General features: G+C 65.0%; 10 protein-coding genes and 1 tRNA gene. 6 read left to right on the top strand and 5 right to left on the bottom strand.

What is annotated here, in order from left to right; genetic code table 11:
- Window positions 1–14 precede the first annotated feature (14 nt).
- A complete protein-coding gene (locus AS156_RS07440; RefSeq protein ID WP_245312590.1) occupies window positions 15–1028 on the bottom strand; it encodes an SIS domain-containing protein in 1014 nt (337 codons plus the stop codon).
- Window positions 1025–1969: an N-acetylmuramic acid 6-phosphate etherase gene (locus AS156_RS07435; protein ID WP_066502034.1), complete on the bottom strand. Its 945-nt coding sequence runs from the start codon at window positions 1967–1969 to the stop codon at window positions 1025–1027. The genes AS156_RS07440 and AS156_RS07435 overlap by 4 nt, the downstream gene beginning before the upstream one ends.
- 314 nt (window positions 1970–2283) lie before the next feature.
- On the opposite strand from AS156_RS07435, the gene nagA reads away from it, so the two are divergent.
- Window positions 2284–3489: an N-acetylglucosamine-6-phosphate deacetylase gene (nagA, locus tag AS156_RS07430; protein ID WP_066502032.1), complete on the top strand. Its 1206-nt coding sequence runs from the start codon at window positions 2284–2286 to the stop codon at window positions 3487–3489.
- On the top strand, window positions 3490–4692 hold the full coding sequence (locus AS156_RS07425) for an aspartate kinase (RefSeq protein ID WP_066502030.1): 1203 nt from the start codon (window positions 3490–3492) through the stop codon (window positions 4690–4692).
- A gap of 51 nt (window positions 4693–4743) precedes the next feature.
- On the opposite strand, the gene AS156_RS07420 is transcribed toward AS156_RS07425, so the two are convergent.
- Both AS156_RS07420 and AS156_RS07415 read right to left on the bottom strand, forming a co-directional pair.
- Window positions 4744–4819: transfer RNA gene (locus AS156_RS07420), tRNA-Ile, on the bottom strand.
- Between the two features lie 112 nt (window positions 4820–4931).
- On the bottom strand, window positions 4932–5900 hold the full coding sequence (locus AS156_RS07415; protein ID WP_066502027.1) for a Bug family tripartite tricarboxylate transporter substrate binding protein: 969 nt from the start codon (window positions 5898–5900) through the stop codon (window positions 4932–4934).
- 123 nt (window positions 5901–6023) lie between these two features.
- On the opposite strand from AS156_RS07415, the gene AS156_RS07410 reads away from it, so the two are divergent.
- Window positions 6024–6992 (top strand): TAXI family TRAP transporter solute-binding subunit, encoded by a 969-nt coding sequence (locus AS156_RS07410; protein WP_066502025.1) that lies wholly within the window; start codon window positions 6024–6026, stop codon window positions 6990–6992.
- A gap of 103 nt (window positions 6993–7095) precedes the next feature.
- Here AS156_RS07410 and AS156_RS07405 read toward each other — a convergent pair whose 3' ends face one another.
- Window positions 7096–8286 (bottom strand): ABC transporter substrate-binding protein, encoded by a 1191-nt coding sequence (locus tag AS156_RS07405; protein WP_245312588.1) that lies wholly within the window; start codon window positions 8284–8286, stop codon window positions 7096–7098.
- Window positions 8287–8492: 206 nt separating this feature from the next.
- Here AS156_RS07405 and AS156_RS07400 point away from each other — a divergent pair, with 206 nt between their 5' ends.
- Genes AS156_RS07400 through AS156_RS07390 form a run of 3 tightly spaced genes read left to right on the top strand, consistent with a single transcriptional unit; the run spans window position 8493 to window position 12743 of the window.
- Window positions 8493–9605, top strand: a complete 1113-nt coding sequence (locus AS156_RS07400; RefSeq protein ID WP_066502020.1) for a molybdopterin-binding protein — start codon at window positions 8493–8495, stop codon at window positions 9603–9605.
- Between the two features lie 9 nt (window positions 9606–9614).
- Window positions 9615–11564, top strand: a complete 1950-nt coding sequence (locus AS156_RS07395) for a molybdopterin biosynthesis protein (RefSeq protein ID WP_066502018.1) — start codon at window positions 9615–9617, stop codon at window positions 11562–11564.
- Between the two features lie 48 nt (window positions 11565–11612).
- Window positions 11613–12743 carry an FAD-dependent monooxygenase gene (locus AS156_RS07390; protein ID WP_066502015.1) on the top strand — a complete coding sequence of 377 codons (1131 nt, stop codon included), beginning with the start codon at window positions 11613–11615 and terminating at the stop codon, window positions 12741–12743.
- The last annotated feature ends 532 nt before the right edge of the window (window positions 12744–13275 follow it).

The raw sequence follows: 13275 nt of genomic DNA, 5'->3' as shown, positions 1-13275 counted from the left end.
CGATTAGTCAGCTGTCAAAACGTCTCGGTAATCTTGCTCAGGCGAGGCGGACGATCCGGGTCAAATCCAAAGGCGCGCGCCGTCTGCTCGATCATTCGGTAGGCTGGAACGAGCATGGTGATCGGGTCGGTGGCGGGGTCGTCTTCGGCCAACCAGGGCAACGAGCCATGCGGTCCGCCGCATAGATGCAGCGCGATCTTTTGCTCGTGCAATTCTTCTGCCAGCGCGTCCACGGTGGCCGCCGTTTCATCCCTGAGGCGCATCATGACAACCGGCGTGCGCGATGATAACGCGGCGCGCGGCCCATGCTGCAGCTCGGCGGCGCTCAGACCAATGGAAGGCAGGCGCAGGATCTCCGAAAGTTTGAGCGCGATCTCCCGCGCCGAGCCCAGGCCCAGGCCCCGAGCCGCCACAAACACAGCTGACGCCTTGGCGAGATCACCGGCAATCTCGGACCAGTCGAGCGCCAGCGCGCGATGCAGGCGTTCGGGCAGCCTGTCGAGGGCCGACCGCAGCGCAAGATCTTCCGCCAGCTCGGCAACAAGTCCGGCGCTAACGGCCATCGAGCCGATCACGGTCTTGGTCGCCGCTACGGAGTGCTCTTGGCCGGCTTCGATCGGAACGACGAACTCCGCTTCGTCAGCCACCGGCGACGACGTCGCATTAACGATGGCCATTGTGCGCGCGCCCGCGGCGCGCGCCGATCTTGTCGCCGCGACAAGATCCGGGCTGCGCCCGGATTGCGAGATCACGATGAACAGCGCATGGCGTAGCATCAAGGGCGTACGAAACGCCGTGATCACCGAAGGAGCGCTGGCTGAAACGGGAAGGCGAAGCCGCGTTTCGACAAGGTATCTTAGGAAAACCCCGGCATGCCCGGAGCTTCCCCGGCCGCACACGACGCACAGGGGGGCGGAGCCAATCCGAATTCGCCGTACGATGTCGCGCGTGGCGGGGCGGCTACGAAGAATGTTGGCGACAACATCCGCGCTTTCCCCAATTTCGCTCGCCATCGCGGATGTTGTCACGGCTCCACCGCTCCGCCTCGCTTGCGCGCCGCCGCTCTCTCGAGGCGCCGGTCACCATCCCTGGCGAGCTCGGCAAACACGCGGCGAAGGTTGCCGTCACAGTTCTGCAGAACGGTCTCGGCATCAACCCTGTCGACGCCCAACGCCAGAAGGCTTGCCGTCTTGATGTCTCCCTTGGCCTGCTCAAGCGATCGTGCCGCGTGCGACGGATCGCAATGCGCGATTTGCGCCACCATGGCCTCGGCGCGCCGCTTCAGCTTGGCATTGGTCGGCTGCATGTTCACCATCATGCCGCGGTACACCCGGCCAAGGCGCAGCATGATTCCTGATGAGATCAGATTGAGAACAACCTTCTGCGCGGTGCCGGCCTTCATCCGCGTGGAGCCGGCGACCAGCTCGCGGCCGGTCTCGATCAAGATCGGAAACCTTGCCGCTGCCAGCAGTGCGGTGCCGGGATTGTTGGCGACACCGATCGTCACTGCATCAAAAGAGCCTGCCTGTTGCAGGGCCGCGACCGTGAATGGCGTTGTTCCACTGGCGGCAACGGCGATCACCACGTCGTGCGGTGTGAGTCGTGTCGCATTGATCTGCGTGATCGCGTCATCGACATCGTCCTCCGCGCCCTCGATGCTGGTGACGAACGCGCTGTCTCCGCCGGCGACGATGAAGCGGACGCGGTCGTTGGGCCAGGCGAAGGTCGGCATCAGCTCTGCACCGTCCTGGACCGCCACGCGGCCCGAGGTCCCGGCGCCGACATACACAATGCGTCCGTGATCGCCCAACGCCGCCTTGGCCGCTTCCGTCGCCGCAGCGATCGCGGGCAGGGCATGGCCGATCGCCGCGACCGCCGCGAGCTGGCCCTCCCACATCGCTTCCATCGCTGACGTCAGCGGCCATGCATCAAGATCGGCAAAGCGGGGATCGACCTCTTCTGTGGCCACATAGTTGATCCACGCGCCCTCAATCCCGGAACTTTGGAACCTGCTCATGGTCGGCCTCTCTTTTAAGCTGGTCCAAGCCGTCCTCGCGCCGGCCTGAGCTCGCTTCATCAAGCACCCTGCCGTTTTCGTCCTTTCCGGGACCGACAGCGGGTTCCGCCGCCATCGACGCCGAGATACGTGGTACCTTTCGTTTCCATGGAAAGCTAACGCAAGGGTTTCGTTCGGGGTCCTGCCAAAGCCCTGAGTGTACATATGGAGCCTTGTGCAGGGCTCGCCTCACGAGTCCGTGACTGCCATTCTCGGGATGAACACTGATGGGCCACGCTGGGTCTTCCGTTTCTCTCACGATTGCCGCGCAGCAGATCTTCGATGGTACCGACATGCGCGGGCCTGGGTCGGTCAGGATCTCGCAGGGGCGGGTTGAAAGCATCAGCTTCGGCGAGACGGAGGCGCGCGCCTCAATCCACCTTCCCGCAGACGCGATCCTTGCGCCCGGACTTATCGACATCCAGGTGAATGGAGGTGGGGGCGTTCTTCTTAACGACCAGCCAACGGAGGCCGGCGTTCGACACATCGTCGACGCGCACCGCAAGGAGGGAACCACGGGCTGCTTGCCGACCCTCATCACCGATCGCAGCGAGGTCATCGGGCGGTTGGCTGCAGCCGCCCAGGCTTGTCTGAACATTCCCGGCGTGCTCGGCTTCCATCTGGAAGGGCCGGCGCTCAACAGGTCTCGCAGAGGCATTCATCCGGAAGCCGAGATACGCGTGCCTGATCGGCGCGATCTCGTCGCGATCAAGAGTTTTGGGGGCCGCGGCCGCTCCATTGTGACCTTGGCCCCGGAATGCGTGCCCGCGTCCATGATCGATGAATTGATCGGCGCCGGATTGCGTATCGCGGCCGGCCACAGCGACGCCACCGCAGCCGAAATCAGGCGGGCGGTCGATCGCGGTGTCTCGGGGGTGACTCATCTGTTCAATGCCATGTCGCAGCTGAACGCCCGGGAGCCGGGCTTGGTGGGCGCCGCGCTTGAGGATGACCGGCTGCTTGCAGGGATCATCTGCGACGGCATCCACGTTGACCGCGCCGGTTTGCGTGTTGCCTTCCGCTGCAAGGGACGCGATCGATTGATGCTGGTCACCGACGCCATGCCATTGGCGGGCACGAACGACCGGCAATTCATGCTGCAAGGAAGGCAGATCACGTTGCACGAAAATCGCCTGACTGGCCCCGATGGCACGCTCGCGGGCGCTCACCTCACCATGATCGAGGCGGTGCGCAACGCTGTTGCGCTGATCGGAATCTCCCTTGTCGATGCCCTCATCATGGCCTCTCGGACACCCGCGGCATTTTTGGGCCTTGAGTCCGAGCTTGGACGGATCGCGCCTGGATACCGCGCGAACCTTGTCGCCTTCAATCCGAACTTTGAAGTCGTCGGAACATGGATAGGCGGTGTCGGCTCGATCGGCGAGGCGCGCGAGGCTTCGCACAGAGGATACGAGGCTTCTCACAGGGGATAGATGCGCAACCATCCCGTCATCGTGCAAAAATATGGCGGTGTCTGTCTTGAAACACCGGCGAAAATTCGCGCAGTTGCGCGCAGTCTTGCCGACCTGCATGGCCGTGGTCATCGTGTCGTGGCGATCGTCTCCGCCATGGGCACGACGACCGACCAATTGATCCAGATGGCTTATCAGGTAAGCCCGACGCCCAATCGCCGTGAACTCGACATGCTGCTGACGACCGGCGAGCGCATCAGCATGTCCCTGATGAGCATGGCGCTTTCCGATCTCGGCGTGCCCGCGATCAGCTTCACCGGCAGCCAGGCCGGCGTTATGACCGACGACTCCCATTCCTCGGCCCGCATTCTGGATGTACGGCCCATCCGCGTGCGTGAGGAACTTGATCGCGGGCGCGTTGTGGTGCTGGCAGGATTTCAGGGCGTGAATCCGGCGACCAGGGAAATCACCACACTCGGCCGGGGCGGCAGCGACACCACGGCCGTTGCGATGGCCGCGGCGCTGAAAGCCGAGCGCTGTGAAATCATCAAAGAGGTCGACGGAATTTGTTCGGCCGATCCGCGCGTCGTGCCGGATGCAAAGCCCCTGCGGCGAGTGGACTTCGCATCCCTGTCCGAAATGTGCTTCTGGGGTGCAAAGATCCTGCATTTTCGCAGCGTAGAGCTGGCGCAAAGTCAGGATGTGCCTCTGGTCATCAAGCGGTGGGGTGGGGTTGAGCATGGCACGCGAGTGATGAAAGAGGTTACAGGCATGGAAAACGGAAAGGTACTGGCCGTCAACTCGATGGCTCGCATTGAGCATGTGGAGATAGATTCCAAGGATCTCAATCACGGCTTCGAGAAATTCGCGCAGCATCTCAAGAAAAATAGCCTGTCCTGGCCGCAGCTCCTCGCCTCGAGCTTCACCGCGGGAAAAACCAGCATGACCGTGGCCTGTGATTCGGAGTGGCTCGACGCACTGTTGCGCACGCTGGAGCGCAGCAAGGATCTGCGCAAGCATGGCGAGGCTTCAAGCTCCGTGAGCCTCTCCTGCTTCGGCGGCGTTTCGTCGGAATTGCCGTTCAGGGCGTTGCAAGTTCTCGAACATCACGGGATTGTCCCCGACAAATACGTGTTGTCACCGCATTCGGTCAGTTTGTTTGTCCCTGTGGAGAGCCGGGAGGCCGCGGTCAAGGCGTTGCATTCGCTGGTCCAGCAAGCATAGGTTCGAGGAGCGGCAGGGTTGATCCCAATGAGCTACTACTACTGAAAGCACTGGTGGGCCCGGCAGGACTCGAACCTGCAACCAGACCGTTATGAGCGGCCGGCTCTAACCATTGAGCTACAGGCCCCGCCGCCTGCGGGCCGCGTGGGGCGGCCGGGAGCGGTGCGGGGCTCCGTTTACAGGCTGCGCCGGGTTTCGGCAATGCCACCCTTGATCCGCCCGTGGCGGCCATACGCGGCTCAATCGACCGATACGCCGGCAAACTCCACAACCTTGCGCCATTTGTCGGTCTCGTCGGCGACGAGCTTGCCGAATTCGGCTGGGGTCATCGGCTTCGGGATGCCGCCGACCTCGGCGAGGCGCGCTACGAGCTTCGGGTCCTTCAAGGCTTCGCCGACCGCCTTGTTGATGAGATCGACGATTTCCGGCGGCGTGCCCTTCGGCGCCGATATGCCGTAGAAGCCGACCGCCTCGAAGCCCGGCACCGTCTCGGCGATCGCCGGCACGTCGGGGACGCCAGGCCAGCGCTGCGGCGACGTGACGCCGAGCGCGCGGACGCTGCCGCCGCGCGACTGCTCCAGAGCCGACGGCAGATTGTCGAAGATCAGCTGCACCTTGTTGGAGATGATATCGGGGAATGCAATCGCCGATCCCCGATACGGCACGTGCTGCATGTCGCACCCGGTCATCGCCTTGAACAGCTCGGCCGACATGTGCACCGAAGTGCCGTTGCCGGACGAGGCATAGGCGAGCTTGCCGGGATTGGCCTTGCAGTAGTCGATGAACTCCTGGACGGTCTTCACCGGAAGCGCGTTGGTGACCACCAGCATGTTGGTGAGCTGCATGATGCTCGCGACCGGCGTGGTGTCGCGCAGGAAGTCGTAAGGCAGCTTCTTGTAGAGCGAAGCGGAGATCGCATTGTTCGGCGCGACGAACAGCAGCGTGTAGCCGTCCGCCGGCGAGTTGATCGCGGCCGCGGCTGCGATGTTGCCGCCGGAGCCGGCACGGTTCTCGACCACGAATTGCTGGCCGAAATGATCCGACAACCACTGGCCCATGATGCGTGCGACGATGTCGACCGGGCCGCCGGCGGCAAAGCCGATCAGCCAGCGCACCGGGCGGTTCGGGTAGTCGGACGCGGAGGAGGGGGCGACGGTGGCGAGGCCGCAAACCAAACCTAGCAACGCAGCGCGCACGAACCGGATCATTGTTTCCCCCTGTCATTTTCTTGTGAGCATTGCCGTCATGGTTTCACAAATCGCTGCCTTTGCCTATGACATCAGCCGTGCGACGATAGTCTGCCCCGCATCGAATGCCGCTTGAGGCCCGACATGAAATTCGCCGTTATGATTTGCGCCGGTGCGTTGTTGTTTGCGGGCGGCGCGGTGGCACAAGAAGGGGGCAAGGTCGTGTCGAAGACAACGATCAGTTTCGCCACGGCGACGCCGGGCGGTGGCTTTCCGCTGTATGGCAACGCGTTTGCCGAAGTCATGAACGCCGCCGACCCGACGCTGTCGATCGAGCCGCGCAACACCAAGGGCTCCAACGAGAACATTCCGCTGCTGGAGGCTGGTACGGTCGACATCGCAACCGTTGCGGGCGAACCGGCTTATGAAGCCTTCAAGGGCATCGGCCGGCCGCCGGCGACGAAGCTGAGGATCCTCACTGCGATGTATTCGAGCCCGGGCATGTTCGTGGTCCGCGCCGACGGCCCCTACAAGACGATCCGGGATCTGGTCGGCCAGCCTGTTGCTTTCGGTGCCAGGGGCTCCGGTCTGCCGATCCTGTCGCGTTACATCCTCGACGGCATCGGGCTGAAGCAGGACGAGGACTTCAAGTCGATCTATCTCGATCGCGCCGGCGATGGTCCTGCGATGGTGCAGGACGGCCGCGCCGCCGCGCTGTGGGGCGCCGGCATCGGCTGGCCCGGTTTCACCAAGATGGCCGAAAGTGCGACGGGCGCGCGGTTCATCGCGCCTGATGCCGACCAGATCGCGAAAATCCTCGCCAAGCACAGTTTCCTCAAGCCGCTGACAGTGCCGGCAGGCAGCTATCCGAAGCAGACGGAGGCGATCGCCTCGGTCGGCTCCTGGAGCTACATCCTCGTGCGCGACAGCCTGCCCGACGATGTCGCCTACCGGCTGGCGAAGACGCTGCATGGGGTCGAGGCGACCTTCTGCAAGAAGCTCGCGCAGGCCTGCGAAACCACGGCGGCGAACACCGTCGCCGCCGCGCCTGATGTCAACCTGATTCATCCCGGCGTGCTGAAGTATTTTAGAGAGGTCGGGGTAGCGAAATGACGAAGTGAAAAGGGCGAATAGTGAGTAGCGAATAGCGAATGGTTTTGTACGTTCGTCACTCACCGCCCCGCTATTCGCCATTCACTATTCGCCATTCGCCGTCCTATTTCTTCACCAGCGGGCACGCCGGATCCGGCGGGCCGAACGCGTCCGCGCCGGAGATCTTCGCCAGGATCTTGTAATAGTCCCACGGATATTTCGATTCCGCCGGTGTCTTGACCTGCACCAGCCAGAGATCGTGCACCATCAGATTGTCCTCGCGCAGCTTGCCGTTGCGTGCGAAGAAATCCTCGACCGGCGTCTCGCGCATCTTGGCCGCGACCTTCAGCGGTTCGTCGGTGCCGGTCGCCTTGACGGCGTTGAGATAGGCCATCACGGAGGAATAGACGCCGGCCTGCCACATCGTCGGCATCCGGTTCATCTTGGCGAAATAGCGCTTCGACCATTCGCGGGTCTTGTCGTCCATGTCCCAGTAGAACGAGGTGGTCAGCAACAGCCCCTGCGCCGCAGGCAGGCCGAGCGAATGGACATCGGTGATCAGCGCGAGCAGCGCCGCCATCTGCTGTCCGCCCTTGATGACGCCGAATTCAGCGGCGGTCTTGATCTCGTTGGTGTTGTTCGGCGGCCCGCCGGCGATGCCGATGACCTTCGCCTTCGAGGCCTGCGCCTGCAGGATGAAGGACGACAGATCGGGCGTCGCAAAAGGCGGTCGCACCGAGCCCAGCACCTTGCCGCCGTTCTTCGTCACCACGGCGGAGGCGTCCTTCTCCAGCGAGTGGCCGAACGCGTAGTCGTCGGTGATGAAGAACCAGCTGTCGCCACCGCGCTTCACCACTTCCTGGGCGGTGCCGACCGCGAGCGCCCTGGTGTCGAACACCCACTGCATCGCGTAGGGCGAGCAGAACTTGCCGTGGAAATCGGTCGCGCCGGTCGAGTGCGTGATGAACAGCTTCTTCTTCTCGTTGGCGATGTTCTGCACCGCGAGCCCGACCGCGGACACCGGCACGTCGACGATGAGGTCGACCTGATCGACGTCATACCAGCGCCGCGCGATGGTCGAGCCGACGTCGGGCTTGAGCTGATGGTCGCCGACAATCACCGTGATCGGCTTGCCCAGCACGCTGCCGCCGAAATCGTCGACCGCCATCTGCGCGGCGGTGACGGAGCCCTGTCCGGTCGGCGTTGAGGCCGGGCCGTTCATGTCGGTGAGCACGCCGATCTTGACCACGTCGTCGGAAATTTGCGCCATCGCGGCGGACGAGGCCAGCAGCGCGGCTGCGAGCGTCCCGAACATGGATAGTCTTCTGGCGATCATCCTGTTTCCCTCCCTGAAGTGGCGCATTGGCCATTATTGCTTGTGCCGGGGCTTTGCCGTCCGGTCATATTGGTTTCTTTTGCAACTATTTTGGGGTCGGCGTCAACGCGCCTTCGGTCTAATGGCGGGCGTCCAGACTGGTTCAAGGCGGTTTCTTTCGGCTCAGATTCAGTCCATAGCGGGCCATGGTCACCGTCCAGCGATTGCCGGCTTTGCTCACCCCGCTCGATGTGGCGCGTGCCGCCACCCTGCGCGGCGTCGCGCCGATCGAGCCGACCGAGCTGCCGCTGGCAGAGGCCTTGCGCTGCATCGCCGCCGAGATGCCGGCCTTGCGCGCGCATCCGCCGCGCGACGTCGCGGCCAATGACGGCTGGGCGATGCGCGCCAATGATTTGGTCGGTGCGACCTCTTACGCGCCATTGCCGCTGACCGCGCTTCCGCTCTGGATCGAGGCTGGTCAGGCCATGCCTGACGGCACCGACTGCGTGGTCGATGCCGACGCGGTCGACGCCTCCGGTCCGCTTGCGCAGGTGCTTGCAGAAGCTATCCCGGGGCAGGGCGTCCGGCGCGCCGGCAGCGATATTGCCCAAGGGCGTGCGTTGCTGGAGGCAGGACAGCCCGTGCAGTCGCGCGACCTCCTGCTCGCGCGCACGATCGGACTGGAGACGCTGTGCGTGCGGCGGCCGCGGATTCGCATCGTCAATTGCCCCGGGGGCCAGATGACGACGCAGTTCATCGCAGAGGCCGCGCGCCTCGCGGGTGACGAAATTGTCTGCGCCGAGGCGCCGGGGCGCGATGCTGCGGCGATCGCGGGCGTGCTCGATGCGGGCGGCTGCGATTTGCTCATCACCATCGGCGGCACCGGCGTCGGCCGCAGCGATACGACGGTGAACGCGCTCGCCGGGCGTGGCAAGGTGATCGCGCACGGCATCGCCCTGCAGCCCGCGCGCACCACAGCGGTGGGGCGGATCGACGCGACGCCGGTCGTAGCTTTGCCGGGCGCGCCGGATCAGGCCTTCGCGGCGTGGTGGGCCGTCGTGGTTCCCGTGCTCGATCGCCTGTCGGGACGGCGTCCGCGCGAGACGCTTGCGCTGCCGCTGGCGCGCAAGATCGCATCCAGCGTCGGGATTGCCGAGGTCGCGCTGCTCACGCGCCAGCGGAGCGCCTGGGCGACGCTTGCGATCGGGGACCTGTCGCTCGACGCGATCGGACGTGCCGAGGCGGTACTGATCGTGCCCGGCGCCGCGGAGGGATTTGCTGCGGGCACGCCGGTCGATGCCTATATGTTGCGGGAGTGAGTTCCCGAGATGACCAGCACCTCTGCGCCGAAGCCCAATCCATCCGTCGATCAGGACCAGTTCCTGACCATCCTGTCGCGTGAGGACGCGCTCGCGCGCTTCGAGGCCGTGCTGTTTCCGCGCGCGGTCGCTCGCGAAGCCCGGTCGCTTGCCGCTGCGCTCGGCTCTGCGCTGGCGGAGGACGTGGTCGCGCCGATCGACGTGCCGCCGTTCGACCGCTCCAATGTCGATGGCTTTGCGGTGCGCTCCGCCGATCTCGCGGGCGCCGGTGAAGCGGCGCCGGTCCGTCTGGTGCTGAATGACGAGGTCATTGCCTGCGGCACCGCGCCGACGCGGCTGGTGCTGTCGGGCAGCGCGACAGCGATTGCGACCGGCGGCCCGGTGCCGCGCGGCGCTGATGCCATTGTGATGGTCGAGCACACCCAGCCTGCGAGAGCACGCGCGATCGAGGTGCGGCGTGCCGCATCGCCCGGACAATTCGTCTCCTATGCCGGCTCCGATATCGCGCGCGGTGAGGCGCTGCTGCGCGCCGGCACGATCATCGGCTCGCGCGAGATCGGCATGCTCGCGGCCTGCGGAATCGCCGAGGTTCAGGTGGCGCGGCGGCCGCGGGTCGCAATCCTCTCGACCGGTGACGAACTGGTGCAGCCCGGCGAGACGCTGCGGGCCGCCGCGATCTACGACACCAACGGCGCGATCGTCACGGCGGCGATTGCCGAGAACGGCGGCGACGCGCGTTTCCTCGGCGCGATCGCCGACGACGAGGCCGCGCTCGAGGCCGCTATGCGCAAGGCGCTTGCGGAAAGCGACATGCTGGTGCTGTCGGGCGGCACGTCCAAGGGGGCGGGCGACGTCTCGCACCGGATCATCGCCCGGCTCGGCAAGCCCGGGATCATCGCGCATGGCGTGGCGCTGAAGCCGGGCAAGCCGCTGTGCCTCGCGGTCTGCGACGGCAAGCCGGTGATCATCCTGCCGGGTTTTCCGACCTCGGCAATGTTCACGTTCCACGACATGATCGTGCCGGTGTTGCGGCGGATGGCCGGCCTGCCGCCGCGCTCGGATGCCAGGGTGAGCGCGAAGGTGCCGGTACGTATCGCCTCCGAGCTTGGGCGTACCGAGTTCGTGATGGTCTCGCTGGTCGAAGGTGCCGACGGCCTGATCGCCTATCCCAGCGGCAAGGGCTCGGGCGCGATTACATCCTTCGCGCAGGCCGATGGTTTCCTGAAAATTGAGGCGCTCGCCGACCAGATGCTGGCAGGCGCCGACGCCGAAGTGACGTTGTTCACGCCGCATGTGCGGGTGCCGGATCTCGTCATCGTCGGCAGCCATTGCACCGGGCTCGATCTCGTCACCGCGGCGCTGGCGCATGCCGGCCTCACCGTACGTTCGATCGCGGTCGGCAGTCTCGGCGGGCTCGCAGCGGCCAAGCGCGGCGAATGCGATCTTGCGCCGATCCATTTGTTCGACGACAAGACCGAGACCTACAACGCGCCGTATCTCGCCGATGGCCTCGAGCTGGTGCCGGGCTGGCGGCGGATGCAAGGCATCGTGTTCCGCAGCGGCGATACGCGCTTCGAGGGCTTGAGCGCGCAGGAGGCGGTGCGGGCCGCGCTCGCCGATCCCGCCTGCATCATGGTCAACCGCAACCAAGGCGCCGGCACACGCATCCTGATCGACCGGCTGCTCGGCGGCAGCAGGCCTGATGGTTACTGGAATCAGCCGCGCTCGCACAACGCGGTCGCGGCCGCCGTGGCGCAGCATCGCGCCGATTGGGGCATGACCATCGCGCCGATCGCCCATGCGTCCGGACTCGGTTTTATTCCGCTCGCCGAAGAGCATTATGATTTCGCGCTGGTGACAGTGCGCAAGACGCGGCCCGCGGTGCAGGCGTTCCTCGACGCATTGGCGTCGGAAGAGAGCCGTGCGGCGCTGGCAAAGGCGGGCTTCAGGCCAGCATAGCCGGACGCTGTCTCGCCGCGCGACAACAGGATCTGGGGCGGGGAAACGATGGCAAGGCCTCTCTCGGTTGCGATCGTCGGTGCCGGCATGGGCGGGCTTGCGACCGCCGCGGCGCTCCGCCGTGTCGGCATTGACGTCACGGTCTACGAGCAGGCCACGCAGTTCGCGCGCATCGGTGCCGGCATCCAGATCGGCTGCAATGCGATGAAAGTGTTGCGCAAGCTCGGGCTGGAGCAGCGGTTGCGCGGCGGCTCCTTCTATCCGCGCTCCTGGAACAACCGCGACTGGCGGAGCGGCGACGTCAAGTTCGACATGATCTTCGGCGAGAGCGCCGAGGAGAAGTTCGGCGCTCCCTATCTGCTGGCGCATCGCGGCGATCTGCATGCGGCGCTCGCAAGCGCCGTGCCGGATCAATGCGTCAGGCTCGGCCACAAGCTCACCGGGCTTGATCAGACCAGCGATGGCGTACGGCTCGCCTTCGCCAATGGCGCGACCGTCGTTGCCGACGCCGTCGTTGCCGCTGACGGCGTGCATTCGACGGTGCGCGACATCCTGTTCTCGACGGCGCCGGTGAAATTCACCGGGCGCATCGCCTACCGTACGACCTATCCGGCCGCGCTGCTCGGCGACAACAGGATTGACGACTGCACCAAATGGTGGGGCGAGGACCGCCACATCGTGATCTATTACGTCAAGCCGGACCGCAGCGAGGTCTATTTCGTGACCAGCCAGCCCGAGCCCGACTTCAGGATCGAGTCCTGGTCGACGAAGGGCGACGTGACGGAGTTACGCAAATCCTTCGACGGCTTTCATCCCCAGGTCATCCAGGTGCTGGCCGCGTGCCCCGACGTGCACAAATGGGCGATCATGGATCGCGACGCCCTGCCGCGCTGGGCGGCCGGCAACGTGACCCTGCTCGGCGACGCCTGCCATCCGATGACGCCCTATATGGCGCAGGGCGCCGCGATGGCGATCGAGGACGCCGCGGTGCTGTCGCGCTGCCTCGATGGCGTTGCCCGGGACGGCGTGGCTGACGCATTTCGCCGTTTCGAGGCAACGCGCAAGGAGCGCACGACTGAGGTGCAGGAAACCTCGCGGGCCAACACCTGGCTGCGCGGCAAGACCAATGCCGACTGGGTCTACGGCTACGATGCATGGACCGTTCCGCTGGCGGTGTGAGGGGACGCGGCAACGTTCGGGTTAGGCTCGGCTTCGTCAAACAGCGCGGTGTCATCACCCCGTGCGGGTGATCCAGTATTCCAGAGAGGCCAATGCGTGAGCCGAGAGGCCGCGGCGTACTGGATCGCCCGGTCCCGTCTACGCCAAGGCTTCGACGCGGCTTGCGGTCTCTGGCGCGCCGAAGCTTTAGCGGAGGCGGCAAGCCGGGCGATGACAGTTGTGGGGCTCTCTCCAGTCGTCGTCCCTGCGAAAGCAGGGACCCATACTCCGCGGCTTGTGTTGTGAAGGGGACTCGTCGTTCCTGCATCGCTCAGGAATGAACTTCGGTGGTTATGGGTCCCTGCTTTCGCAGGGACGACACGGAGTGTGTTGCGCCGCCGGTGAGACAAACATCTGCATTCTCGCGACATCATTTGTCCGAGCTTTGCATTTCGTTGTCCCCTCCTAGGAGCAGAGGGCGCAGGGAAAGCCGGGTGCCGATCGCACCCATGGGCCCCGAGCAATGGTAGAAAGCTCGGGGGTAGGACCACAG

The organism is Bradyrhizobium macuxiense (genome assembly GCF_001542415.1).
Lineage (GTDB): Bacteria > Pseudomonadota > Alphaproteobacteria > Rhizobiales > Xanthobacteraceae > Bradyrhizobium > Bradyrhizobium macuxiense.
Note: the sequence above shows the minus strand (reverse complement) of the source record. Positions and strands in the feature narration are given on the sequence as shown.

Bases quoted from the DNA above. Each gene is read 5' to 3' on its own strand.
- nagA (WP_066502032.1), top strand. From the start codon at position 2,284: ATGGGCCACGCTGGGTCTTCCGTTTCTCTCACGATTGCCGCGCAGCAG.
- AS156_RS07425 (WP_066502030.1), top strand. From the start codon at position 3,490: ATGCGCAACCATCCCGTCATCGTGCAAAAATATGGCGGTGTCTGTCTT.
- AS156_RS07415 (WP_066502027.1), bottom strand. From the start codon at position 5,900: ATGATCCGGTTCGTGCGCGCTGCGTTGCTAGGTTTGGTTTGCGGCCTC.
- AS156_RS07410 (WP_066502025.1), top strand. From the start codon at position 6,024: ATGAAATTCGCCGTTATGATTTGCGCCGGTGCGTTGTTGTTTGCGGGC.
- AS156_RS07405 (WP_245312588.1), bottom strand. From the start codon at position 8,286: ATGTTCGGGACGCTCGCAGCCGCGCTGCTGGCCTCGTCCGCCGCGATG.
- AS156_RS07400 (WP_066502020.1), top strand. From the start codon at position 8,493: ATGGTCACCGTCCAGCGATTGCCGGCTTTGCTCACCCCGCTCGATGTG.
- AS156_RS07395 (WP_066502018.1), top strand. From the start codon at position 9,615: ATGACCAGCACCTCTGCGCCGAAGCCCAATCCATCCGTCGATCAGGAC.
- AS156_RS07390 (WP_066502015.1), top strand. From the start codon at position 11,613: ATGGCAAGGCCTCTCTCGGTTGCGATCGTCGGTGCCGGCATGGGCGGG.